The sequence below is a fragment of the Paenibacillus sp. FSL H7-0918 genome, from assembly GCF_038007025.1.
In the GTDB taxonomy this organism is placed as follows: Bacteria; Bacillota; Bacilli; order Paenibacillales; family Paenibacillaceae; genus Paenibacillus_AQ; species Paenibacillus_AQ odorifer.
On record NZ_JBBOWJ010000007.1, the window covers coordinates 1 to 24826 of the forward strand.

The window sequence follows — 24826 nt, forward strand, 5'->3', positions numbered from 1 at the left end:
TTTTGCATCGCGAGTTTGTGGCGATCTGCTTCCGTAAGTTCTTCAGGCGCTTTAGTGCGTCCTCTACCGTCTCGTAACGCCTCTTCACCACCAGCTTCGTACTTCTTTACCCAGCTATATACTTGTTGGTAAGACACGTGAAAATGGCTTGCCGTCTTCGCATAGTCTTCTCTGTTCGAAAGGCAGTACAGCACGATATTTATCCGTTCCTGCCAAGTGGTTACGCGTCCTTTGGTCATAGCTTTAGTTCCTCCTGAATGAGCTGTTAAGCTGTTGCTATGACCATTATACTTCCTAATCCAGTTGGCAAGTTGGGTTGAACTTGCAATCTTATACTTGCAGATGATTTGGTTTTGCGACAATCCTCCCTCGAGATAGTCCTTAACGGCATGGAGTTTAAGTTCTGCAGAATATGTACGATTGTAGCTTCGGACTTCCAGCCCTTCGTATCCATACAATTGATAACGTTGCCGCCACTTCACTAATGAGTTTTTGGATATTCCATACTTCCGGGCCGCAGTTTTCAAACCAATGTCGCCCCGTTCAATTTCTTGGAGAATCGTTAACTTTTCCAGTGCTGTAAACTTCTTTTGTTCCATAAAAATGCTCCCCATACAGCGACAGGTTTTTATTATTCACCTGTCTACTATATGGGGAGCATATCATTGGAGTGCCCTCTTATTGCGCAAGAATTAGAAAAATTCTGTCTATTCATTCTAATCTTTGCCAAAATGCTTAATTACAACATTATTAAAAATCGCGGTGCCACCTTCAGAAAACAAGGTAATGCCTTGATCCTTTATTTCCGGGAAGATTTCATTAGAAAATACAATTTCACCATCATCTATAAAAACTTCAATACTTGTTCTATCCACAAGGATCTTCAGATGCACTTTTTTCTTGTTCACATCAAAGGGGGCCTTGCTTTCAAGATATCTGTCACTCTCATCAGGTTGTCCAGTGAAGGCTCTATTAACATAAGAATATTGTCCTTCAACAAACACTCCTACGTCCACGTGGCGCGTCTTATCTGCGGATTCACGAAGTCTTAAGCCTACATTGGTATTCTCTGACCAAGATAGATCTGCATCGAGCTGGTAATTTTCGCCTGTGATATCAAGTGTTGACGAGCCGTTCACTTTTATTTGTTGCAAGGAATCCGTTGAAGTTACCATTTGATCTAATGCTTCGATGGGCTGTGATACTAACTGATACGACTGCTCTTCATCTCGTGTTAATTTTATTTGACGCACGATTGAATCCATTCCGTTAAAACCTTCGTTAAGATTGGGGGTAACATGAGGGTAATCCCAATTATTCATCCAGGCCAAAGCATATCGATGATTGTATTGATCCTTGTCCTTTCCTTCTTCAAAAGTTACAGCACCATACCAATCAAATCCATAATCTAGCCACTGTGGTTCATGATGATCCGCGATAAATTCATTCTCATTAAAATTTCCAGTCCAGTAGGCATACGTGTTAGGTTTACCTATCGACTTACCATTTGCACTGACCCCAAGAACCCATTTATAAGTGCCATCATTCGCCCGCATCATATAGAAGTCAGGACACTCTACAATTCCGATATTTTCTGTTTCGAAGCCGCTTGTATAGTGCCAATCTTTTAAATTGTCAGACTCGTAAAAGCCCACTTTCGTACCTTCGGCTAGCGTCATCACCCATTTATGAGAATGTTGATCCCATATTACCTTCGGGTCTCTGAAATCTTCTGTGCCCGGATTTGGCAAAATAGGATCATCACTATAAGATTTAAACGTCAGCCCACGATCCGTACTGAACCATAAATATTGTTCTTGCTTCCCCGTCTCTGCAGAGGGCTGTGTTAAAATCGCCACAATAGCCCCTTCGCCAAAACCTGCTGTATTGCTATCGTCAACAACAACAGATCCTGACCAGGGATCGCCATTGGGTGTTGTATATTTTGGAATCGCGACCCCTTCATCTGTCCAGCTCACCAAATCCGTTGATGTGGCATGTCTCCATTCTGTACCATTTCCATCCGGGTAATCAGCATTATAGAGATAATAGTAATGATATTTACCATCAAAATAAATGGGTTTCTGCGGATCGTTTTTCCAATGCTCAGGTACAGTGAAATGATAGCTAGCCCGAGTGGTAGGTTTATGATCAGGAACGTCGGTCCCCGGCTTCTTCTTCTCTCCAGCGTAATAAGTTACTAATACTATCGTCACAAAACAAATTAAACAAAGGATTAATATATTGATTCCTATCATTTTTTTCTTATTCAAAATATACCTCGCTTTTTTCACATTGCTAATCTCAGCTTATAAAAAGAAAAGTAAACGCCAACTACATTGGCATTTACTTTGTAAATGATTAATACGGTTTGTTACCTTTAAGCGTCAATTGCCCTTGTTCCAAAATGCTGTTCGGTACAACTGAAGTCTTGGAGCCTTTAATATTCAGCACAAAGCTTGGGGCAAAAGTGGAATGATGATCCCCAAAGTAACCTCTATTCGTCATGTAACTTGTGATGACTACATTATTACCTTTCGCTTGCGGAATCGCAAAGTGAGCATAAGTCCAGGTAATATCATAAGGATTAAGATCTTGATGGAGGACAAGTCCTGTACCATTTAATGGTTTATACGGTCCGGTTAAAGAATTAGATACGTACCCGAGCATATAGATGTCTTCATCATCAATGCCATCAATGAACATTTTAGAACCTCTTGAGCTTGTGAACAGATACCACTTGCCATTCAATTTAAATATGTTCGCACGTTCAATTTCATCTGTCACGGTGTTGGAGGCAAGTAGCGGCTTCATTTCTTTTTTGAATGTATAATCATTATTTAATTCAATGATACCGAGCGCACCATTCGCAGTTTCCGCAGATGTTTTGTCAGCACTGCTTAGTAATTTCTTTTTCTCCGCTTGGAAGAAGGCATTGCTATTACCATAATAAGCTTTGTTAAAGAGAGATTCTTCACCCTGGTAACCCGTAGTTGTCCCTGTATTTGCTTCAAACACAAGATACTTGTGGCCTTTATCCTCCACATAGTGAGGATCTCTTAAGGTATGATTATCGTCGTAATCGCCTTTGCTAAAACCGGTGATATCAACACTTTGATAAATTTCACCTTGATTACCGTCATAGATGGATTTCATATCTTCTACGCCATCAATCTTAAGGGTATCCCCATCCGGGGCAGAGACATTAATTTGAGCTGTAGTTAAAGTTTGTTTCCCGTAAAATCCGCGATCTGGATCCCAAGGATGACGATTAGTGTAAAACAAGCGAACTTTGCCATCAGATGTCATGGTTGCTGAACCGGACCATTCTTCGGCTTGATTGTTTAAAACATAATCATCAGGAACAAGTTTGTCACTATCCTTAAACACTCTGCCGGCATTCTTCCAGCTGCTGATAGAGTTGTCTCCTTCTTTCTTATAGAACAAATAAATAAATGTGTCTGATCCATTATTAGGGTCGCCCGCCAGACCAAAAACAATTTGATACCCCTTATAACTGGCTACAGTTCCATCTGCATTTTGCAGCGGCCAAGTATCCCAAACATCCATTTCAATTTTGTTTCCATTCTCATCGAACTTAATGGCTGCAGGAATGTTCTCAATCGTTGAAGCATCAAATTTGGGGACTTGGAATTGTTTACTATTTTGTTGTTTGGGTAATTTCAACATGTCAGCGCGAGTGATATGAGAGAAACCATAGTCATTGTACTCCGGCTTGTTCGGCTTGTTATTTCCTTTCGCAAAGGTTTGAGTAGCTCCACCTAACATTAAAGCAGCTGTAAAGGTTAGGATTGTTGTTTGTTTAATCATTTTCTTGAAATTCATCATCTAACTCCTCTTATACTTTAAATTTGGGTTTCGATCTTCCTTTGTGCTGTTCCCCTTTTAAATTCTAATGAAGAGTAGACGTTATGAGTATGTCGTAAATTGATGCATTTACAGGGTTATATTGATTTGGTTTTATTACTTCACATGGGTATCCCACGATTTTTGAAGCTCTTGAAGCAATTGATCCCGATTAATTTGCTCTCCTACATAAGCTTGCATAAGATAGCCAAACTCCTCTCTTGCTCTGGGAGGGAATTTGAACCAATTCCAAGATAAAGTTTTCTGTTCATCGACGTATCGCATAAGATCTTTTACAAGCGCTCCCGAACGGTCCGTCTCTATATTTTTAAAAGCTGAAATAAAATGAAAGCGATCCTTCATGAACTTTTTCCCTGTTTCCGAGGAAACCATCCAGTTCAAAAACTTTTTGGCTTCCTTCTTCTTTTCTGGCGAAGATTCTTTATTAACAGCCCAATTATTAGATACCCCTACTGGCAACGCATTGTTTTCGGCACTATCATTAATAGGCATGGGTAAAAAACCGATATTCATATTCGGCGATATTTGATCAATTTTAGACTGAACCCAATTCCCTTGTTTTAGAATCGCCGTTCTCCCTGTTGCAAATAACTCAACTTCCGAATTATAATCTGTTGTCAAAAAATTTTCGTTACCATATTGTACGGTCAAATCCAGCATCCGAATGACATCTTTAACTTCCTTATTCTCTCGAAAAGATTGTGTTCCGTTGTTTAACCCTTGAATAAAAGCATCCGGGTCCTCCTGTTGTGCAATAGCAATATTCAACAGGAGTACAAAAAACCAATGATCGGAATACCCAACAGAAAAAGGAGTCACACCTATAGCCTTCAGCTTTTTCGCCGCCACTTTTAATTCCGTAAACGTTGTTGGGAGAGGAGTAATCCCAGCCTTTGCGAATAAATCCTTATTATAAATAAAACCGTAGCCTTCAAAATTGATTGGCATCCCGTATATTTTCCCGTCCATCTTCATCGGTTCTAGCGCCTCGTCATAAGCCTGTTCCACCCAAGGTTGATCTGATAAATCCTCAAGATATCTACTCCATGCCTTCGCTTCTTCATAACCGCCATTTGGAAAAATATCCGGACCAACATTGGCCGCAAACCTCGCCTTTAGCTCATCAAGGTAGTTAGCTCCCCCGCCAAAGGTTAGAATTTCTACGTTAATATTCGGGTTTTCCTTTTCATATTCCTTAACCATCTGCTCGAATTCTATAGAGATTTCCACTTTAGGATTCAGTACCTCCAAAGTGACTGCCTTATCCGCTACCTTCAAATCCGCTTCCTTCAGTGGAAGTGTATTCGCACCCCATGAAGAAAGCGTTAGCGTAATCAACCCCACGATAATCATTTGAACCCTTTTTATTTTCATAATTCCCCCAGATGCATTCAACAATGAACTTATGTATTGGCTATCCTGACTTCCGCGTCTATTTCTCTTGCTCCCTGTGAATTACGATATTCAGCAGGCGTCATACCGACGTTTTTTTTGAACAGCTTAGAGAAATAAATCTCATCTTGATACCCTAGCTTTAAGGCAATCGAGTACATCTTTTCATCCGATTCTAGTAACCACTGTTTCGCTTGATTTATTCGTAAATGAATGACGTAATTAGTAAGAGTCATCCCTACTTCTTGCTTAAATCTCCGCGAGATATGTTCTCGGCTCAGAAAAAAACGGGTGGATAATTTGTCCAAACTTAGCTCTTCCATATAATGCTCATCAACAAATGCGACAATATCATTCATACGCCTAACATCATCTAAATCCGCCAAACGATGGATTGCTCTATAATTTTGTTCAGCCATAGACCTTTGTACAGATTGAAAAGATAACGATATCTCTGCGAGCGATTGGATGGAGGGACCACTAACCAAACGAACAGGTATATCAAAATGCTGGGTAATCCATTCCTCTATCGGGAAAAACTGTCCATGAAGGGACAGAATCACACAGACATTAGGATCATTTTGAAGCGTAAATGCATTTCCCCACTCCCGTGTAGCCAGTTCTTCGGTCAAAAGCTGAATGTATGGCTCCGAATAATGAGATTGGTAAAAATACATCATGGTGAAGTCGTATACTTCTGCCTGTGGGAGAGCCGAGGCAATTTCGCCTGCATCAAAAGCTTCACCGTTACAAGCAGCAGTAATCTCCCTGTTTAAGCGAAACATTTTTACCTCTTCATAAAATCCGGACTCCATATTGCGACGTTCTCCCTCTTCTTGTTCCCAGGCTCTCAACGCCCCTTCTAAAGTTTCATTCAGCATTTTCTCTTCAATTGGCTTCATCAAATAATCAAAGCATCCCAGCTTAAACGCTTTACGCATGAAACAATAATCGTCAAACCCTGAAATCATAATCACTTTTCCCGGATAGTCTTTAGCAGCCAACCACTCGATTAACTCCATCCCGCTATTTTTGGGCATTTTGACATCTGTCATTATGATTTCTGGAGATTTCTGCTCAATCAACACCTTAGCCTCGAGACCATTTCTGGCTTCCAGCACTTCGGTAATCCCGTATTGTTCCCACCGTCCCAAAAATCGGATGATTTTTCTAACATTAGACTCATCATCTACAATAAGAGCTTTCATAAACGTTACTTCTCCTTTAGGTAGAGTGGAATTACTAGCCGTACAGTGAACCCTTGTCCCTGCATCGAATCTAGTTTGATTCCCGCTGTCTGATCGAAATGAAGAACCAAGCGATCATGAATGTTTTTTAACCCGATATGTGCAAAAGAAGGATTGCCTTCGTTAACCGATGTGTAGAGATTATTTTTTAATGCCTCAAGTTCATCATCCGTCACGCTGTTTCCGTTATTTTCTACGACTAGATTCAAATATTCACCTTGTATTTCACCATAAATATGGATGTAAGCTTGTTCATAGCCCTCGTCATAACAGTGCTTAAAAAAGTTCTCAACGAGCGGCTGCAAGATCATACTAGGAACCGGAATATCAAGAATATCTTTAGGCACATCAATGGAATAGCTAAAATCAGTCTGAAAACGTTCCGCTTGAAGATTCAAATAAGCCTGTACATAATCCACTTCGCTTTGAACCGTCGCCTTCTGATCCACACGAATCGAGTACCGCATCATTTTGGATAAAGAGGTAATCAGTTGATATACTTTTGGAGATTCAGAGAGTAGGGCAACTGCAGCAATGGATTGTAAAGAATTAAATAAAAAGTGCGGATTGATCTGCGACTTTAGCGCCCTATGCTGATTTTTCCTGTTCTCTATCTCAAGCTTATACTCCCGGTCAATGTGACGGTTGATCCGATTCATCATCTCCTTGATGTGACTTTCTAGAATACCGATTTCGTCCTCCCGCATATCGTCGAATGGGGCATTCATATTCCTCCCCTCGATACGCTGGACTTTTTGACTAAGCAGTTTTATCGGCCGTGTAAATCCATAAGAAATGATTGTTATCATTATCAAGCCCAGTCCACCTACAACCACACCTACGATGATGTTTGTATAGGCAGTTTTCCTTACATCTTCAAATAAAAAAGAGCTCGGGGTTACCTTAGCAAAATGCCACGCTTTTATCGGTTCCTGCAATGTTCTAGTAAACACAATATCTCCTTCTGGAGATTTAGTATCTGCCTGTATCGGACTTATTTTCCTTTGCAGTTCATCGGGAACGGTTTTGCCTATCCATGTTTCATCACTTGCGTAAATGACATGATTCTCCGCATCGGAAAGCCATACGCTCTCTTTATTTTTCTGTAGAAAATGATTAGCGATATGAGCAATCTTGTCCAAATCAATATCTATAGTGATGACGCCCAGAAATTCCTGTGTTAGGACATCCACAATTTTGTGATGAACCGTCAAGACCATCGTTTTATCCGAAGGAGGCATAATGGAGGTATCGTTATAGTTCTCAATCGGATGCGGAGCTTCAATAAGATCATTGCTATTAGAGCTCATCAGCTTCTGAATGGAAGCTTGCTGTAATAAATCCGGATTCCTTTTACGGGAACTTAACATGGCATTATAAACTGTAAATGAGCTTTTCCCTTCATTTATGAATAAACGGATCTGACGAATTTCACTCCTCATGAGATAGAAGTTAGTCATACCCTTATTAATTTCAAGCTGCTTGTAATAAAAATCTTCTTCTAACCCTTCTTCAAACACCCTGAATAAGTCTGGATTTCGGTATAAAATATATGGAAGATTAATGATTTCATCAAAATATTGCTCTAGATCGGCTGACGCCTGCTGAATTTGCTCTTGGCTGTTCTCAAGTTCATGTCGTTCCACATTCTCTTTCGTCTGCCGATAGATCAACAACACGGATAAAAAATACGGTAGAATTATAAACACAAGCAGCAAGAATAATAAGCGCTTATGAATGCTTTTCAAATAAATACTCCTCTGTAAAAATTTCGGTTTTCAGCAAAAAATCTAATATCAGGTTTTATATTTTCACAAATATCCAACACAAAATCAAAATACTTGTTGCTGAGCAACAAGTATTTTTGCCGGATCAATATATGACAAACGCCAATCGTTTATTACCCAAATTATATCCATATGAAACAACCGTAAAGAAATTTCCGCAAATTAATCAGCTATTTGAAGATTGAAATAATTCCCTGCACAATGGGCTTCCAAAGATGTGGATATTCTTGCTGAATTAACTTTCTTACCTCCTCCCCCTTGATATCGTTGAAATTATTATCTTGAGTAATAAAGGTATAAGCACCTTTTACGGTATCCCCTATAGCTATATGCCCGCTTGCATATCCACCCATTGCAATATGGGAAGCGATAGAGAGACCACCCAAGGAGAACATACCTACAGCTAAACCTCCAACAGCAAATATCCCCAATGCTATTCCACCAACGGCCATTGTACCCGCCGCAATGCCCCCAACGGCTAACAAAAGCCCTAGAGCCAGACCTGCAAAACTGATGAGTCCTAAAGCAAGCGCACCTAAACATAATCCGCCCAAAGCAACAATACCAATGGATACCGCACCAATCGCAACATTACCTATGGCAATAACCCCTTTGGCAACGTATAGCCCCCGCCCGATATGGATATGAACCAGAGGAATTCCAAAGCATGTTCTCTTACTTTTGTACTCATAATGAAACAAGGAATTCAGATCTACATATACGGGGCTTGCGACATGCTCCGCTTTGGTATCGCTTGAAGCATCCTTCACCAGATGATCCAAACTTACGTGAAATAATTCACTTAAACTAATCATCTTATCCATTTCGGGATAGGATTGACCTGATTCCCACTTAGACACGGCTTGCCGCGAAACACCAATCACCTCCGCTAAGTTCTCCTGGGACATTCCTCTCTGTTTCCTATAGCTTTGCAATTTATTTGCAAAGTCCATTCGCCATCACCTCATGCTCATCATATTATAACGTTCTGTAATTGACTACCTATCTACCCTTACATACTGTCAACCACTGGTTGCACAGCTGATTTTGCGGGCTTTTATCCTCATTAAACGTTCTTGATTCCCATTCTCCCTGTTTCCGGGCAAGACGATAGCGTATAATATACGAAATAGAATATTCATCAGAGGAGACTATAAAACCATGAAATTGAGTATGAATTGGATTACGCTTCGGGTCCGCGATCTGGAGGCTTCCCTTCATTTTTATAACCGGATACTGGGTCTACCCATTGAGCGTAGATTTGAGAGCAGTGGAAAACAGATCGTCATGTTAGGTCTGGAAGGGCAACCCAAGATCGAGCTTATTCAGGGAAGTGACCCGGCTTTGAAGCCGGAATGTGGCGTTTCTGTGGGTTTCGAAGTGGAGTCAATTGATGAAGCGATGGAGAGTTTAAAAAGCCAAGGTATCCCAGTAGCGCGCGGACCAATCGCACCCAATCCCCACCTGCGGTTCTTTTATATCCTGGACCCGGACGGGTTTGAGGTGCAGTTAGCGGAGCATAACTAACGTTTATCAAGCGTTATTACCTCAAAAAGAAATAGACCGCCCTAACCAAAGGTAGCGGTCTATTCTGCCGTAAACCCAACCCCCACACTTAAAGCAAGGCTTTATTCAACAGCTTTAGTTGATCTTTTTTCAGTGAAAAAGTAAACCAAAGCCAATAGCGGCAGGATCACTCCGATGAGTGAAGCGAAGGTCCATCCCCCATAGGCATAAGCCCAACCACCCAAAGATGATCCAACGGCTCCACCCACGAAGAAAATCGCCATAAAGATCCCATTAAGACGTCCCCTCGCTTCACTTCCCAATGAATAAATCACACGCTGTCCGAGTACAAGATTTCCGGATACGGCCATATCCAATGTAATCGCGGAAATAAAGAGCAGAACGAGAGCAAAAGTTGAGTGGCTATGGAAAAGATGAATTAGTAAAAAAGACAAGGTGGCTATGATCATGGCCAGTCCGGTTAACCATTTGCTCCAACCTTTATCTGCCAGTCTTCCAGCAATCGGCGCGGCTACAGCCCCACCAACACCTACTAAAGCAAACCAAGCGATACCTTGCTGCGACATTCCAAAATCATCCGCCAACCGCAACGGAACCACCGTCCAAAAGAGACTAAAAGCTCCAAATAAACAAGCTTGATATAAGGCACGTCGCCGCAATATAGGCGTTTGTTTTAAAAGGGGGCCTAAAGAGACAATTAATTTACCATAGCTTACCGAAGGTGCAGGTTTACGTTGAGGAAGAAATCGCGACAGAAGAATGGCTAACAACGTGATAACGACCGCTGAAAAAATAAACACGGCTTGCCATCCCCAGATGCTGGTGATAAAGCTTGCCACGGGCCGGGCAAACATAATACCAAGTAAAAGTCCACTCATAACATTACCAACCACACGCCCACGCTGCTCTTCAGACGCTAAATAGGTGGCATAAGGCACCAGGATTTGAGCTACCACAGAACCGGTTCCTATAAACAAAGATGCTGTCAGGAACAAAGGCGCATTAGCTGCGAAGGCTGCAACCAGCAATGCACCGACTGCAACCATTAACGTGATTATCGTGAGACGCCGATTCTCAACAATGTCACTCAGCGGCACGATAAATAACAAACCTACAACATAACCGATTTGAGTTAAAGTGACGATCAAGCCTGCGGCTGTAGAAGAAAGTCCTGTCGAGACACTGATAGGTCCGACAAGGGTTTGAGCATAATAAAGATTGGCCACGATAAGCCCGCATGCCGCTGCTAACATAAACATCATCCCACTTGAAATGTGGTTCTCTTTCGCCGCTTGTTCTTTTTGCATGTGAATCCTCCTCAGATGGTCATAATAATTTAAATACTATACGTTCAGTTCACTAATTCATGTTTAAATAATATACTGAACGTATCGTTTTGTAAATAGGCGATGGTCATTTATTTTTCCAGATTTTTTTAGTATACTGAACGTATAGTTTATATTTTGATTGGAGACAGATTAACGAAAGGGTGATTTCAGATGGAGATTAAACGAGGACGTCCGCGTAATGTTGAGACGGAGAAGTCTATTCTTTCCGCTTCCTATGATTTGTTATTGGAAAATGGTTTTGGAGCAGTTACGGTGGAAAAAATAGCGGATCGTGCCAAGGTCAGCAAAGCTACGATATATAAATGGTGGCCTAACAAGGCTGCCGTGGTGATGGATGGATTCCTATCCTTCGCTGCGGACAGACTGCCCGTACCTGACACAGGTTCAGTATTCGATGATATTCTCATGCATGCAACGAACTTATCCCGGTTCCTGATTAGTCGAGAGGGTAAAATCATTACGGAGATCATTGGAGAAGGACAGATGGATTCAGGCTTGGCGGAAGCTTATCGGACCCGATATTTCCAGCCTCGTCGGCTTGAGGCACGGCTGCTTATGGAACGAGGTGTTCAGCGCGGGGAATTGAAGGATACTCTCGATATTGAAGTTGTTACCGATCTTATTTACGGGCCGATATTCTACCGCTTGCTGGTGACCGGCCAACCGATAGACGATGCTTATGTGCAGCAGTTGGTGAGGTACGCTTTTGAAGGAATACGGTAACTAACGGGAACGGTAAAATAGACCGCCCTCTCTCACAAGGGATCGGTCTATTTCTGATCGTAGTACTAAAAAATGTCGGACTGGCGGAATGTTGAGATACAACGGACCGAGGTGCTCTTATTTTCTCATAATGGGGCGTTTTCCCAAGCTATCGGACTCCTACGCACTTATTTAGTCTTTTCAAAACAAAATACTGCTACTGGAGAGGAAATAAGTGCGCTACGGTCCGATCACTCGACTAATTTCACTAAATAAAGAAAATAAGAGCTATACAGTCCGCAGGATCATGAATGGGTGATTCGAACGGACATGAGGTTAGTTCCACTAATTAAATCAGTTTCCAAAGAAACCTTTCTGCTGCAAAATGTCTCGCGTATCGTTCCATAATTTATTTTCCATTACCCTATCTCCTCCCGGTTGGACGGGTACAATGGGATTGCCTGTCCCAACGTTAAAATATCCCCCACTGCTCTCTTGATACTTAGGATCGGTCATTAAACAAATAATGATCTCCGCTCCTTTACGAGGATGTTATTGCACTGCTCAACTACCTCAAAAAGAAATAGACCGCCCTCTCGCAAAGGAATGCGGTCTATTTCCTGACTAAACTTCCGAAGCCGCCGCCCTTAAAAGCGGCTATTGCACTGGGAGTCGTGTTTCCGCACGACTCTCTTTGCATTGTACGTTTTATCTACCCAAACAACAAAAAAAACGGCATTTCTGCCGTTTCTTTAGGATGGACTCTCAGGGGCTCGAACCCTGGACAAATAGATTAAGAGTCTACTGCTCTACCAACTGAGCTAAGAGTCCATATGATGTTTGGTGGAGCCAAGGGGGATCGAACCCCTGACCTCATCGCTGCCAGCGATGCGCTCTCCCAGCTGAGCTATGGCCCCAAACTGAAATTTCAGATGTATGTAATCATACATTTTTTAATTTTAGTTTGGTCGTAATTGAGTTGTTCCGATAAACTCAAGCGTCGTAGGCGACTTCTATATAATATAAAAAATCGCCCTCTATGTCAACACTTTTTTTAAAATTCATTTTTCCACTCAAATTCCCCGCTCAAAACTCAGAGGAAACAAACCAGTACAAGCACTCCTAACAGACTCTAGGATTGGCTGTAACGCCCTAACTGGACAAAACCCTATAATCCCTCTAATTCTCCCGTACTCTTGGATAGCAGCCCCTTGAGTTCCTTCATGAACATATTAATATCCTTGAACTGGCGATATACGGACGCAAAACGAACGTAAGCCACTTCATCTACTGGGTAGAGCTGCTCCATCACGAATTCACCAATCTGTTGGCTTTCCACTTCCGCAACGGCGATGCCGCGCAGAGATTTCTCAACCTCGGACACGATCTTTTCTAGACGTTCCACAGAAACCGGCCGTTTCTCACAAGCACGGATGAGACCACGGAGTATTTTATCACGACTGAATTCCTCACGGCTGCCGTCTTTTTTAATTACAATGAGTGGCGTTTCTTCAATCATTTCAAAAGTAGTGAAACGTTTGCTGCAACGCTCACATTCACGCCTACGACGGATTGACTTATTTTCATTCGCTGGTCGCGAGTCCAGCACTTTAGTATTTGTGTGATCACAGTAAGGGCATTTCATAAGCTTCATCACTTCCTAATACATAATGGTTTGGTCCCGGAACGTTATAAATCCGGCTTTTGAACGGCTTTTTTATTATTTCCAGAAATCACCGTTTTTTTCTTGTAATGATAATGGCAAGTCCGGCACATAATACAGTTACCAACAGAGGAGGTGAACAGCAATGAGCCAAAGCAACAACTCCAATAACCTTGTAGCTCCAAATTCCCGCGGTGCCTTGGAACAACTTAAATACGAAGTTGCCCAAGAACTAGGAATCACGCTTTCCCCAGATGGTTACCAAGGCAATAAAACTTCTTATGAAAATGGTTCGATCGGTGGTTACATCACTAAACGTCTTGTAACCCTGGCAGAACAACAACTGGCAGGTCAATACAAATAACCTGACCAACATAAGCTTTTTGAAGAAGTATTAAACGACCTACAGGTCGTTTAATACTTCTTTTTATACATAACACGGTAGAAATTAAAATTCTTTGTAAATGTCCGTGTACTGATCATAGTAATAATTAACGCGCTGTACATAATGCCTGGTTTCACCAATGGGAATATCTTTAATGGTTGCATCTGTCCCATCCCAGACCCCTTCGTCCAACCAGCGTTGAACTTTTCCGGGCCCAGCATTATAGGCTGCGATAATTGCTGTACGTTTACCTTCGAACTGACGGGATAAAGTTGAAAGATACCATGTACCCAGTTCAATATTAGCCGAAGGCTCATGCTTGAGTTCTTCCATAGATACGTTTGGAAGCTTGGCCTTTTCCAGCGCCCACTTCGCGGTATCCGGCATAAGCTGCATCAGCCCTAGTGCGCCTTTTTTGGATTCTCGTCCAGTTTTGAAGTTCGTTTCTACACGAATAATCGCGGTTACAAGAAACGGGTCTATCTCATAAGTGATGCTGTGCTTGCGAATCTCATCTTTAAAATGGATGGGATAAAACCACGACATCCAGTTAGTGCTCAGAAACAATATTGCCGTAAAACCCACAAATAGCAGAAGCAGTACTCTTTTTTTACGTAGCCATTTCATGATAAACCCAGCCTGTCCCAAAAAACAGCAACCTGTTGCTCAGTGTACGCAAGATCGCCACTGTTGTCGATGATGTAGTCCGCTTTATTACGTTTCTGTTCAATATCCATCTGTGCATTCAATCGCGCTTCTGCTTCTTCTAAAGAGAGCCTATTACGTTCCATTAATCGAGCAATTTGCATATCACGGGGAACGTACACTACTACAATCTCATGGAACAGGGTCTCAAGCCCTGATTCAAAAAGAAGCGGAATATCCACAATAATAAGCCGCTTCGGCTCTTCCTGCTCCATGCTGTACATACGGTCTTTGATTTCCTGCCGGATGGCAGGATGCGTCAAATTGTTCAAGGTTTGCAGGGCCACAGGATCTTGAAAGACGATTTCACCTAATTTGGCCCTATTCAGTGTTCCATCCGTAAAAAGGATCTCTTTTCCGAATTGCTTAGCAGCAGCAGCCAACACTTCATGCCCGGGAAGCATAACTTCTCTGGCGATCACATCGGCATCAACCAGCCTCGCTCCCTTGTTCACAAGCAGTGCAGACACTGTGCTTTTTCCGGATGCGATTCCTCCGGTTAAGCCTATAATCATGTACTCACCTCATAATAGCTTCAGTATTCCCATTGCAATTAATAATAACGCTGGTAATGCGGCAGCATGCTTCATCCAGTAGTTCCCGGCAAATCTAAGTCCAGTCTTCATACCCAGCAATAGAAATGTACCACTAAACAAAGCTATTGTAAGTGATGTCCATATCGGGTTGAAGCCAAGCAGCGCTGCGCCAAGTCCAGCCCCAAAAGCATCCAGAGAGAGCGCAATCCCCAGTATCATCGCTTCCATCGAAGAGATGCTTCCTGAGGCATCCATATCCGCAGAAGACGGGGTACGCAAGATCTGTACTACGATCCCCAAACGGCGAAGCTCAAGTGAAAAAACAGCTGATTTCAACGGTTCATCATTCATAACAGGTTCTGTACCCGCTTCAGAATCAGCAGCTACCTCTGCCCAAGCCTGCTCGGAAAATGAGCCCTTATCTACCGTTTCAGCTTTACGTCCGCCATCTGCATCTTTCTCTTTCTGCATCAGCATCTGAACAAGCGACCAGCACCCCATTAGCACAAGTATAACTGCACCAACTATAGAAGCTGCATTCGGAGACACTACCTTGGCAAGCAAAACCCCAACCTGCATCGATACACAGATAACTACCCCCGAACAGAGCGAGATAATCAGAACGGAGAGCAGTGGTATTTTCATTTTACGCAGCCCATATGTAATTCCTACACCAAAACCATCCAAACTCAAGGCAAACGCTAGCAATAACAGTGAAAATAATGGGCTGAGCACCCGCAATCCCTCCTGTGAAGAACCGGAAAACTGAAATTTTATCGTTTCAGCTTCCGTTCTCTATTAAGCATTCTTCACACAGTATATGGGCGGGACAAGTAGTGGGTGCCAACCTTATTATTTCAACAAATTCAGTGAACAGTCGGACGCTGGCAATTTGGACAATAATGCGTGCCACGACCGCCTACAACCGTCTTCTCAATCATCGTTCCGCAGTTACTACACGGCTGATCCTTACGACCGTAAATCAATAGCTGCTGCTGATACGTACCGCTCTCACCTTGGCCATTAACATATGACTTAACAGATGAACCTCCGGCGTTAACCGCTTCGGCCAGCGTGCTTACAATAGCATGATGCAGCTTGTCCAATTGATTGTCCGTGAGCGCTTTGGCGCTGTCTTCAGGATGGATACCCGCACGGTGCAACGACTCATCTACATAAATATTGCCGATGCCGACGATATATTCCTGATTAAGCAGCAGCGATTTAATTTTGGTGCTTTTAGCGGACACGATCTGCTTAAACCTCTCCGGTGTAAAAGAAGGCTCCAGCGGCTCCTGCCCCAGCTTATTTAAAGGCGGCAGCTGAAGATCTTCTCCCATCTGAAAAAGATGCATTGTCCCGAATTGGCGAACATCCGTGTAACGCAGCTCAGTTCCATCCGTAAAATGAAAAATCACATGTGTATGCTTGTCCAGTGGGTCATCATTTGAAAAAAGTCCGTAACGGCCTTCCATCCGTAAATGTGACACAAGCACCAGACCATCCAGCACAATACGCAAAAACTTTCCTCTTCGTTCAACTTTTACAATGCTATGACCTGCCAGCAGGTGGGCAAAAGCCTGAATATCATCCGGACGCTGAATAATCCGCGCCAACCGGACGGTTACATTCTCTATCTGCTTTCCATTAACTAACTCATTAAGTGTTCTCTTGACTGTCTCTACTTCCGGTAATTCCGGCATGATGTCTTCACCTCAACTACATTATAGCTGATATGCACACCTTAAAGGGAGTCTATTTCGCCTCGTACCAGTTACTTCCAAAGCTGACCTCTGCCTTAAGCGGCACAGATAACTTCAGGGCTCCACCCATTACTTCCGGCAAAAGCGTCTTCATAAGCTCCATTTCATCCTCTGGCACCTCGAATACAAGCTCATCGTGTACTTGAAGCAGCATACGGCTCTTAAGCCCACGATCAAATAATGCCTTGTCCATATGCACCATCGCCAGCTTGATTATATCCGCTGCTGTTCCCTGTATAGGTGTATTCATTGCTGTCCGCTCCGCAAAAGAGCGCAGATTAAAGTTCTTCGCATTAATCTCCGGCAGATAACGGCGACGTTCGAGCAATGTGGTCACATAACCATACTTTCGTGCCTCCACTACAATATCGTCCATATAGCGGCGCACACCCTGATAAACCTCAAAATACTGTTCAATAAATTGCGCGGCTTCCTTACGCGGAATATTCAGATTCTGCGAGAGACCGTAATCACTGATCCCGTAGACGATCCCAAAGTTAACGGCTTTTGCGGCACGGCGCATATTACTGTCCACCTGTTCTGCGGTCACACCGAACACATCCATCGCTGTCTTCGTGTGAATATCCATATCATGCAGAAAGGCTTCCTTCATCCGCTCATCGCCGGAAATATGTGCCAGCACACGCAGTTCGATCTGCGAATAGTCGGCTGCTAAGATGGACCAGCCCGGTTCGGACGGAACGAATACCTTGCGGATTTTGCGTCCTTCCTCTAGACGAATCGGGATATTTTGCAAGTTCGGGAATTGGCTGCTAAGCCGTCCTGTAGCGGCAATTGTCTGCCGATAGAATGTATGCACCTTCCCTGTGTTCGGGGAAATTTCTTTAAGCAGCCCCTCTACGTAGGTAGATTGCAGCTTTGCAATTGTGCGATATTGCAGAATCAAACGCACCACATCGTGGTATGGCGCCAGTTTCTCAAGCACTTCGGCATCCGTGGAATAACCCGTCTTCGTCTTCTTGACGACAGGCAGACCTAGCTTTACAAACAAGATTTCACCCAGCTGCTTTGGTGAGTTCAAATTAAACTCAGTGCCACAAATCTCGTATATTTCACTGACCAATTTGGAAATTTGCGCCTCGAATTCTTTTCCAAGCTCTTTAAGATCACCAGCATTGACTGCAATCCCCTGTTTCTCCATATCCGCCAAAATCCGTGACAAAGGCATTTCCAGATCCTCGAATAGCCCTGTCATTGCGGTCTCCACCAGCTCCTGCTGTTGCTTCTGTGCGATTCCAAGAACCGTTGCACTCTTTCGTGCAACGTGATTTCCTAAAACTTCAAGCTCAGGGATTTTGTATTTGGCACCTTTACCAAATACCTCTTCATCAGGAGAGAGCCGCGGCAAGCCATATTTAGCAGTGAGATCATTTAGATTCTGATTAGCCTCCGTAGGATCAAGCAAATAAGCCGCCAGCTGCACATCATGGGCTGCACCTGCAAAAGCAATTCCCTGCCAGTGTAGAGCCAAATCAGCGCGGTGAAGATCATATCCACTTTTCGGAGCCTTTTCATCTCCTAGCCAATCACGCAGCTTCGCAGCGGCCGGTTTATGCAGTAATTCAAACGGCACATAGTAATGCCGCTCCAGAGAGGACAATCCTATTCCGATTACCTCGGCACGATGCGGATTATCTCCATACGATTCCACATGCAGCGCCGAAATATCAGCCAGGGCTTCACTGAGCCCCTTAAGTTCTTCTTCACTTACGATCGTAATATCAAGTGCCGCAGCTTCTACTTCAGCAGTACTCCCCTCACCCTCGGCAACAGGAGCGTAGGCACTAAGTGACAAACGTTCCAACAATGATTTAAATTCCAGCTTGGCAAGCGCTGGTCCAGCTGTATCTGCTGAAATTCCATTGAAGACCATGTCTTCCCACGAATGCTCAAGCGGTACTTCGCGATAGATGGTCGCTAATTTTTTGCTCATCACCGCATCTTCCGCATGGGTTTCCAGTTTCTCTTTCATTTTACCCTTTAGCTCACCGGTTCCAGCTAAGACACCTTCCACTGATCCAAATTGATGCAGCAGCTTCAAAGCTGTCTTCTCACCTACGCCGGGTACTCCCGGGATGTTATCACTTGCATCGCCCATCAGCCCTTTAAGATCAATGATCTGCTCAGGGGTTAGGTCATATTTCTCCCGGATTTGTTCCGGCCCATAAAGCTCAACTTCGGTGACCCCTTTGCGGATTAAGGCAACGGTCGTATGTTCAGAAGCCAGCTGCAACATATCCTTGTCTCCCGACACGATCATAACCTGCCGTCCCGCTTCATCCGCCTGGCGTGAAATGGTGCCAATAATATCATCAGCCTCATAATTGCCAATTTCAAACTGCGGTACACCTAAATTAGTCAGCAATTCCTTCAACAAAGGGAACTGCTCGGAGAGTTCCGGCGGTGTTTTTTGCCGGCCGCCCTTATAATCTTGATAACCTTCATGCCGAAAAGTAACTTTCCCTGCATCGAAAGCGACAATCATATGTGTCGGTTTATGTTCTTCGATTAAACGAAGCAGCATCGTTGTAAATCCGTACACCGCATTTGTCTGTTGCCCTGCTGTATTCGTCAGCGGGGGCATCGCAAAAAAAGCACGGTAAATAATATTGTTTCCATCTATAAGTATCAACTTGTCCATAGTGCACCTCGCCTTTTTCATGCTTACTCCTTACATCTTACCATATGCCCTGTACAAGTAGAAACGGCTTTACCAACCTAAACAGTGGGATAAGCTGATATGTTAAGGATATACAACAAGTAGCCGCCCTTTTAAAAGGGCGGCTACTTAGTTTAACTAAAGATATAACAAAAGCTGTGTAAGTGCAAATTACTGATTCAAGTCCGGACGGCTGCCTGTGACCAGATAAACAACACTCTCACCAATGTTAGTCGCATGATCGGCAATCCGTTCAATATAACGGCCTACCAGCGTTAATAACATAGCTTGGGATACAGAATCCGGTTTTGCCACCATATAACTATATAGCTCATTGATCATCGAACCATATAATTGATCGACCTGATCATCATCTTGTGCCATTCTATAAGCCAGATCCGTGTTCTCATCCAGATAAGACTGGATAGCCTCATCAATCATGGTCGTCACAATTTCCGCCATACGTGGAATGTCTACAAGCGGCTTGATCAGCTGCTGTCCATGGATGCGCATAGTTGCTTTCGCAACATCAATAGCCAAGTCACCCATACGTTCCAAATCGCTAGATATTTTGAAAGCAACGATAATGCGGCGCAAATCTTTTGCTACAGGCTGCTGTGTAATAATTAGCCGTGAGCCAATTTCCATGATTTTATCTTCCATGGCATTCAGCTGCAAATCTGCTTTAATGATTTCCTGAGCGCGCACAGTATCAAGATTCTGTAAAGCAACAATTGCTCCACCAAGAGCATCTATTACATGTTCACCCATCTGCTGCAGCAGACTGCGCAGCTCTTCCAAATCTTTATCAAATTCTTTTCTGCGAATCATAGTAAGAGCGATCCTCCTCATTAATGTATGGTCAGCTTGCCATTTCCAAGGACGAGCGCCCTTGTAGCCCGTATCAGCCGAAACGTCCAGAAATATAATCTTCGGTGCGGGAATCCTTAGGAGTAGAGAACAACACCTCTGTATCCGCCGCCTCTACAATTACACCATTCAAGAAAAACACGGTTCGACCAGATACACGTGCCGCCTGATGCATGTTATGAGTAACCATAACGATTGTATACTTACTTCTTAATTCCTGTACAAGCTCCTCTATCTTGAGCGTAGACACAGGATCAAGTGCAGACGTTGCCTCATCCATGAGCAGAATATCCGGCTGCACTGCCAAAGCTCGGGCGATACACAGCCGTTGCTGCTGTCCGCCGGACAAGCTAAGGGCAGATTTTTTCAGAAAATCTTTAACTTCCTCCCACAGCGCGGAATGACGCAGACTTTGCTCTACAATCTCATCCAGTTCGCTCTTTGAACGAATGCCGTGCAGGCGAGGACCATAAGCTACATTGTCGTAAATCGACTTTGGAAAAGGATTGGGCTGTTGGAATACCATGCCCACCTGCTTACGCAGGCTTTCTACCTCTACCTCGTCACTATAAATATTTTTGCCACCGATGTTTACAGTTCCTTCAATACGTGTACCAGGAATCATATCATTCATACGATTCAGCGTGCGCAACAGAGTGGATTTTCCGCAACCGGAAGGTCCAATAAAAGCAGTAACCTGTTTCTCCGGAATTTGCAGATTCACATTCTTCAGTGCGTGAAATGACTCATAGTAGAGATCAAGTTTCTCTATGTCAATGATGGATTTCATTAGTATTTACGTCTCCTTCTCATCATCTTCGTTCTCCATAATAAGCTTTTAATGTAAATACAGTTGGAGAGAAATGTTAACGCAATGTAAAATTGGTGAAGATGAATTAGTCCACGTGATAGTATTCCCTACAATTCGGCGTGTAATCTCACCTGAATCTTGTTTATGAACGGGATAAAGAAGAAAACTCCAGTCATGCTAAATGACCGGAGCTCTCTTTTTGTTAACAACTAATTTATAACCTACACCTCGAATGGAATCGATATGGACGGATTCTGGATCTAGCTCAAGCTTTTTACGAAGTGAACTTACGTGCACATCAACGGTGCGCTGTCCACCAATATAATCAAAGCCCCATACAGCGTTCATAAGATCATCTCTTGTCAGCACTACCCCTGGTTTACGAGCCAAATATAACAATACCTCGAACTCTTTAGGTCGCAGGTTAATGCTATGTCCACCTAGGGAAACTTCATACCGCTCAGGATAGATTTCTAGTTGTCCCAGAATGATCGTAGAAGCAGATATAGGTGTCTCTTGTGGAGCCTCCTCAGCAAGACCGGAAATCCGCCGCAATACAGCGCTCACTCTTGCAAGCAATTCGGATACCCCAAAAGGTTTGGTTATATAATCATCAGCACCGGATTTCAGCCCTCTAACCACATCTTCTTCAGCATTTTTAGCAGTTAATACGATAATAGGTGTGCGGATACCTTGTCCACGCAATTTATCAAGGATGTCAATGCCATTCATTCCTGGCAGCATCAGATCCAATACGATCAAGTCAAAAGGTTCCCTCGTCGCACGATCATATCCTGCCGTTCCATGATCCTCTACCGTCACCTCGTAACCTTCCTGCGTTAAGTTATAGGACAGCAGCCGGGCTAGTGTCGGTTCGTCTTCAATGACAAGCAATCGTTGAGCCATAGGTTCCCCCGTCTTTCATATAGTTTGATTTTTACAAAACAGCAACAAAACCATCATATCACCGTAATGTTAACTTAGTGTAAAATTGAAAAAGTGAATTTACAAAAATCTAATCGGTCTTTTCTTCCTGCAGCAAAGGCAATTCAATCACAAAGGAACTGCCGATTCCCAAATCACTTTCAACTGAAATCACTCCATGGTGCATATCTACCAAATGCTTCACAATAGACAGCCCCAATCCCGTTCCGCCGGAGCTTCTGGATCTTGCCTTATCCACCCGGTAAAAACGTTCAAAAATACGCGGCAGATCTTTTTTAGGAATCCCCATACCTGTATCGCTAACAGTAAATTGAACATTTTCGGAGCCGTCTGGTTTCAGTAGACTCTTAACGTAGACCTTTACGTTTCCGCCTTCATGTGTGTAATTAATCGCATTAGAGAAAAGATTCATAAAGATTTGACGCAGCTTATCCTCATCCGCCTCAATGAATAGCTCCTCAGGAACCTCTACATTAAGACTAATGTTTTTCTTCTCAGCGACTTTACTGATGGTTCCCAGCACGGAATCAAAGAATTCAATGATATGAACCGGTGAGCAATCGAGCTGCACCCGTTTAGATTCGATTTTAGATAATTCCAGAATATCTCCAATCAAGCGATTTAAACGCTCGTTCTCATCATAAATAATTTGCAGGAAGGATCTCGCCGTCTTTTCATCTTTAACTCCGCCACCCAGTAAGGTCTCGGCAAACCCTTTGACCGCTGCAACCGGAGTCTTGAGTTCATGCGATACATTAGCTACAAACTCACTACGCATCCGCTCCAAACGGCGAATTTCCGTAACCTCTTGCAATAGGAAAAGCATACCTCTGTACGTACCATCCTGGATCATCGGAACCGCGTCCATCCGTACAATTCGCTCTCTTGGGTTATAAATACTTCGTTCTTCATGAATCGGCTCCCGGCTTAACACCCCTTCTTCAAGCAGACGGGTTAGCTCATAATGCCGTTTTAACTCTTTGTACGAATGACCCGCCATTTCACCGTTACTGACATCAAGCATTCGCTCTGAAGCTCGATTAAGCAGCGCAATCTCTTCTTCCGCATTGATCATTATGATGCCGCCCGTCATATTATCCAGCACGCTTTGCAGCAGATCCTCATTATCACGAATCGTCTTAAGCTGGTCTTGAAGACTGTCTGCCATCGCATTAATCGCTGTAGCCAGCTGTCCAACTTCATCTTTACGCTTCAAATGAACTCTGGCATCATAATCCAGATCGGTAATCCGCCGGGCAACTCTTGTGATTTGCTCCAGCGGGGAAGTCATGCTTGAAGCTACTTTATAGCTCACAATAGTTGCTGACAAGAACAAGATAATTAGACCTGCAGCCATGATCATCCAAGCATGCTTAAGACCTTGCGTTACAGCATCAAGTCCCATTGAGACCCGAATATAGCCGTCAAATCCCTGATCAGAAGTTACCTTTCCAGCCACATATAACATCTCATGCTTTAGAGTTTCGCTGTAACGGATTGCCCGTCCAGTTCCCTCTTTCGCAGCCCCTATCTCTTCTTCACGATTGGAGTGGTTGTCCATTTCCAAGGGGTTTTTCTCAGAATCGCCAATTACTTTACCCGACTTTGTAATAAACGTTATCCGAGAATCTAAAAGTTTAGAAATATGCTCCGCCTGTTCAGTGTAATACGGGATCGCATTTGAAGAATTCATATCAACAAATTCCAGTGTTCCTGAGAGCAAGCTTATTTCCCGGGACATATTCTCTTCCAGAGCAGTTATATGGGAGCTCTTAAACAGATGAGCCATCGTAAATCCAGTACCAATCATGGAAATACCGATTAAGGCCATAAGTATAAACGTAAGACGAGCGCGAAACGGTTTCATCTGAAATTTGCCTCTCCCTTTATCATTGTATCTTTTATCCTAACTTCATTTTCTTCAAAATACCAGTACGACTATGACCGTGACATAAGCCCCCCAGAGTAGATTATATAAAAATAACAGCCCGAGTTGATTAACTCTGGACTGTTACTTTGTATTACTTTTGTAAAAACACATGAGTTTATTCTGTACGGGTGGCAAGAAACCACTGATTACCCTGACGGTCTCTAACCCCTGCTCCTCTTTCTCCATAGGATTTATCCAGTGGTTCTTCAATAATAGAAGCCCCGGCATCCAGGCACTTGCGGTAGGTCTCATCAACATTTCTTACATAAAGATGAATGGCAAGCTGTACCGGTGAATACTTTTCATTCGCTTCGGAAATCTCAATGATGGAATCACCGATTCTGACCTCGGCATGCCTAATCCTTCCCTCATCATTTCGCAGCATATCAATAATTTTGGCATCAAAGCAGTGCACAACAAAATCTATCAATTGGTCTGCATCTTCCGCAATAAAATACGGCGTAACGTTAAGAAACCCATTTCTAATATAATGTGGTGCCATTCGTTGTCCTCCTTTAGACAGGTAAAAACGCCTTCGGCGTTCCTTAAGGATCATTTATAGTCTGGACACATAAATCCTTATAATTTGATTAAAACCCATGGAAAAGCCATTCAGAGAATCTGCCCTCCTCATGACTTATCCACC

At 43.2% G+C, this 24826-nt stretch carries 22 protein-coding genes and 2 tRNA genes; 3 read left to right on the top strand and 21 right to left on the bottom strand.

What is annotated here, in order from left to right; all coding sequences use genetic code 11:
• The 7 genes from MHI15_RS30045 to MHI15_RS30075 form a co-directional block, all read right to left on the bottom strand.
• A partial coding sequence (locus MHI15_RS30045; protein ID WP_341165226.1) for a transposase occupies positions 1-599 on the bottom strand: 599 nt, incomplete at its 3' end.
• Positions 600-716: 117 nt separating this feature from the next.
• Positions 717-2258: a glycoside hydrolase family 32 protein gene (locus MHI15_RS30050; protein WP_341165258.1), complete on the bottom strand. Its 1542-nt coding sequence runs from the start codon at positions 2256-2258 to the stop codon at positions 717-719.
• A gap of 103 nt (positions 2259-2361) precedes the next feature.
• Entirely contained in the window at positions 2362-3846 is a 1485-nt protein-coding gene (locus tag MHI15_RS30055; protein ID WP_076191429.1) for a glycoside hydrolase family 68 protein, read from the bottom strand.
• A 138-nt stretch (positions 3847-3984) separates the two neighbouring features.
• Positions 3985-5262 carry an ABC transporter substrate-binding protein gene (locus MHI15_RS30060; protein ID WP_341165227.1) on the bottom strand — a complete coding sequence of 426 codons (1278 nt, stop codon included), beginning with the start codon at positions 5260-5262 and terminating at the stop codon, positions 3985-3987.
• 29 nt (positions 5263-5291) lie between these two features.
• Positions 5292-6488 (bottom strand): response regulator transcription factor, encoded by a 1197-nt coding sequence (locus MHI15_RS30065; RefSeq protein WP_341165228.1) that lies wholly within the window; start codon positions 6486-6488, stop codon positions 5292-5294.
• A 5-nt stretch (positions 6489-6493) separates the two neighbouring features.
• Complete coding sequence (locus MHI15_RS30070) at positions 6494-8275, bottom strand: cache domain-containing sensor histidine kinase (protein ID WP_341165229.1); 1782 nt, start codon at positions 8273-8275, stop codon at positions 6494-6496.
• Positions 8276-8484: 209 nt separating this feature from the next.
• Complete coding sequence (locus MHI15_RS30075) at positions 8485-9267, bottom strand: helix-turn-helix domain-containing protein (RefSeq protein WP_036679206.1); 783 nt, start codon at positions 9265-9267, stop codon at positions 8485-8487.
• Between the two features lie 208 nt (positions 9268-9475).
• Between MHI15_RS30075 and MHI15_RS30080 the strand changes: the two genes are divergently transcribed.
• Positions 9476-9841, top strand: a complete 366-nt coding sequence (locus MHI15_RS30080) for a VOC family protein (RefSeq protein WP_081386206.1) — start codon at positions 9476-9478, stop codon at positions 9839-9841.
• 101 nt (positions 9842-9942) lie between these two features.
• On the opposite strand, the gene MHI15_RS30085 is transcribed toward MHI15_RS30080, so the two are convergent.
• Positions 9943-11148 carry an MFS transporter gene (locus MHI15_RS30085; RefSeq protein ID WP_341165230.1) on the bottom strand — a complete coding sequence of 402 codons (1206 nt, stop codon included), beginning with the start codon at positions 11146-11148 and terminating at the stop codon, positions 9943-9945.
• 192 nt (positions 11149-11340) lie between these two features.
• Here MHI15_RS30085 and MHI15_RS30090 point away from each other — a divergent pair, with 192 nt between their 5' ends.
• Positions 11341-11913 carry a TetR/AcrR family transcriptional regulator gene (locus MHI15_RS30090; RefSeq protein WP_341165231.1) on the top strand — a complete coding sequence of 191 codons (573 nt, stop codon included), beginning with the start codon at positions 11341-11343 and terminating at the stop codon, positions 11911-11913.
• Positions 11914-12650: 737 nt separating this feature from the next.
• On the opposite strand, the gene MHI15_RS30095 is transcribed toward MHI15_RS30090, so the two are convergent.
• The 3 genes from MHI15_RS30095 to nrdR form a co-directional block, all read right to left on the bottom strand.
• A tRNA-Lys gene (locus MHI15_RS30095) sits at positions 12651-12723 on the bottom strand.
• 10 nt (positions 12724-12733) lie between these two features.
• Positions 12734-12809 (bottom strand) — tRNA-Ala (locus tag MHI15_RS30100).
• A gap of 251 nt (positions 12810-13060) precedes the next feature.
• Entirely contained in the window at positions 13061-13537 is a 477-nt protein-coding gene (gene nrdR, locus MHI15_RS30105) for a transcriptional regulator NrdR (protein WP_036678976.1), read from the bottom strand.
• Positions 13538-13700: 163 nt separating this feature from the next.
• On the opposite strand from nrdR, the gene MHI15_RS30110 reads away from it, so the two are divergent.
• On the top strand, positions 13701-13919 hold the full coding sequence (locus MHI15_RS30110; RefSeq protein WP_036678974.1) for an alpha/beta-type small acid-soluble spore protein: 219 nt from the start codon (positions 13701-13703) through the stop codon (positions 13917-13919).
• Positions 13920-14003: 84 nt separating this feature from the next.
• Here the strand turns inward: MHI15_RS30110 and MHI15_RS30115 are convergent, their stop codons facing one another.
• The 10 genes from MHI15_RS30115 to MHI15_RS30160 form a co-directional block, all read right to left on the bottom strand.
• Complete coding sequence (locus tag MHI15_RS30115) at positions 14004-14567, bottom strand: lytic transglycosylase domain-containing protein (RefSeq protein WP_076124928.1); 564 nt, start codon at positions 14565-14567, stop codon at positions 14004-14006.
• On the bottom strand, positions 14564-15160 hold the full coding sequence (coaE, locus tag MHI15_RS30120) for a dephospho-CoA kinase (RefSeq protein ID WP_076124927.1): 597 nt from the start codon (positions 15158-15160) through the stop codon (positions 14564-14566). The genes MHI15_RS30115 and coaE overlap by 4 nt, the downstream gene beginning before the upstream one ends.
• A gap of 9 nt (positions 15161-15169) precedes the next feature.
• Complete coding sequence (locus tag MHI15_RS30125; protein WP_076124925.1) at positions 15170-15916, bottom strand: manganese efflux pump; 747 nt, start codon at positions 15914-15916, stop codon at positions 15170-15172.
• A 131-nt stretch (positions 15917-16047) separates the two neighbouring features.
• A complete protein-coding gene (gene mutM, locus MHI15_RS30130) occupies positions 16048-16884 on the bottom strand; it encodes a DNA-formamidopyrimidine glycosylase (protein ID WP_341165232.1) in 837 nt (278 codons plus the stop codon).
• 52 nt (positions 16885-16936) lie between these two features.
• Positions 16937-19606 carry a DNA polymerase I gene (polA, locus tag MHI15_RS30135; RefSeq protein ID WP_076124922.1) on the bottom strand — a complete coding sequence of 890 codons (2670 nt, stop codon included), beginning with the start codon at positions 19604-19606 and terminating at the stop codon, positions 16937-16939.
• 189 nt (positions 19607-19795) lie between these two features.
• A complete protein-coding gene (gene phoU, locus MHI15_RS30140) occupies positions 19796-20455 on the bottom strand; it encodes a phosphate signaling complex protein PhoU (RefSeq protein WP_036678957.1) in 660 nt (219 codons plus the stop codon).
• A gap of 73 nt (positions 20456-20528) precedes the next feature.
• Positions 20529-21284 (bottom strand): phosphate ABC transporter ATP-binding protein PstB, encoded by a 756-nt coding sequence (pstB, locus tag MHI15_RS30145; RefSeq protein ID WP_036678954.1) that lies wholly within the window; start codon positions 21282-21284, stop codon positions 20529-20531.
• A gap of 198 nt (positions 21285-21482) precedes the next feature.
• On the bottom strand, positions 21483-22211 hold the full coding sequence (locus tag MHI15_RS30150) for a response regulator transcription factor (RefSeq protein WP_036678951.1): 729 nt from the start codon (positions 22209-22211) through the stop codon (positions 21483-21485).
• 109 nt (positions 22212-22320) lie between these two features.
• The gene (pnpS, locus tag MHI15_RS30155; protein ID WP_076124920.1) at positions 22321-24117 is read right to left on the bottom strand and encodes a two-component system histidine kinase PnpS; all 1797 of its coding nucleotides are present in this window, start codon (positions 24115-24117) and stop codon (positions 22321-22323) included.
• A 178-nt stretch (positions 24118-24295) separates the two neighbouring features.
• A complete protein-coding gene (locus MHI15_RS30160) occupies positions 24296-24682 on the bottom strand; it encodes a VOC family protein (RefSeq protein WP_076124919.1) in 387 nt (128 codons plus the stop codon).
• Positions 24683-24826 lie beyond the last annotated feature (144 nt).

Excerpts from the sequence above, each read along its gene's own strand:
- MHI15_RS30050 (WP_341165258.1), bottom strand. The coding sequence starts at position 2,258 with ATGATAGGAATCAATATATTAATCCTTTGTTTAATTTGTTTTGTGACG.
- MHI15_RS30055 (WP_076191429.1), bottom strand. The coding sequence starts at position 3,846 with ATGAATTTCAAGAAAATGATTAAACAAACAACAATCCTAACCTTTACA.
- MHI15_RS30060 (WP_341165227.1), bottom strand. The coding sequence starts at position 5,262 with ATGAAAATAAAAAGGGTTCAAATGATTATCGTGGGGTTGATTACGCTA.
- MHI15_RS30065 (WP_341165228.1), bottom strand. The coding sequence starts at position 6,488 with ATGAAAGCTCTTATTGTAGATGATGAGTCTAATGTTAGAAAAATCATC.
- MHI15_RS30075 (WP_036679206.1), bottom strand. The coding sequence starts at position 9,267 with ATGGACTTTGCAAATAAATTGCAAAGCTATAGGAAACAGAGAGGAATG.
- MHI15_RS30080 (WP_081386206.1), top strand. The coding sequence starts at position 9,476 with ATGAAATTGAGTATGAATTGGATTACGCTTCGGGTCCGCGATCTGGAG.
- MHI15_RS30085 (WP_341165230.1), bottom strand. The coding sequence starts at position 11,148 with ATGCAAAAAGAACAAGCGGCGAAAGAGAACCACATTTCAAGTGGGATG.
- MHI15_RS30090 (WP_341165231.1), top strand. The coding sequence starts at position 11,341 with ATGGAGATTAAACGAGGACGTCCGCGTAATGTTGAGACGGAGAAGTCT.
- nrdR (WP_036678976.1), bottom strand. The coding sequence starts at position 13,537 with ATGAAATGCCCTTACTGTGATCACACAAATACTAAAGTGCTGGACTCG.
- MHI15_RS30110 (WP_036678974.1), top strand. The coding sequence starts at position 13,701 with ATGAGCCAAAGCAACAACTCCAATAACCTTGTAGCTCCAAATTCCCGC.
- MHI15_RS30115 (WP_076124928.1), bottom strand. The coding sequence starts at position 14,567 with ATGAAATGGCTACGTAAAAAAAGAGTACTGCTTCTGCTATTTGTGGGT.
- coaE (WP_076124927.1), bottom strand. The coding sequence starts at position 15,160 with ATGATTATAGGCTTAACCGGAGGAATCGCATCCGGAAAAAGCACAGTG.
- mutM (WP_341165232.1), bottom strand. The coding sequence starts at position 16,884 with ATGCCGGAATTACCGGAAGTAGAGACAGTCAAGAGAACACTTAATGAG.
- polA (WP_076124922.1), bottom strand. The coding sequence starts at position 19,606 with ATGGACAAGTTGATACTTATAGATGGAAACAATATTATTTACCGTGCT.
- phoU (WP_036678957.1), bottom strand. The coding sequence starts at position 20,455 with ATGATTCGCAGAAAAGAATTTGATAAAGATTTGGAAGAGCTGCGCAGT.
- pstB (WP_036678954.1), bottom strand. The coding sequence starts at position 21,284 with ATGAAATCCATCATTGACATAGAGAAACTTGATCTCTACTATGAGTCA.
- MHI15_RS30150 (WP_036678951.1), bottom strand. The coding sequence starts at position 22,211 with ATGGCTCAACGATTGCTTGTCATTGAAGACGAACCGACACTAGCCCGG.
- pnpS (WP_076124920.1), bottom strand. The coding sequence starts at position 24,117 with ATGAAACCGTTTCGCGCTCGTCTTACGTTTATACTTATGGCCTTAATC.
- MHI15_RS30160 (WP_076124919.1), bottom strand. The coding sequence starts at position 24,682 with ATGGCACCACATTATATTAGAAATGGGTTTCTTAACGTTACGCCGTAT.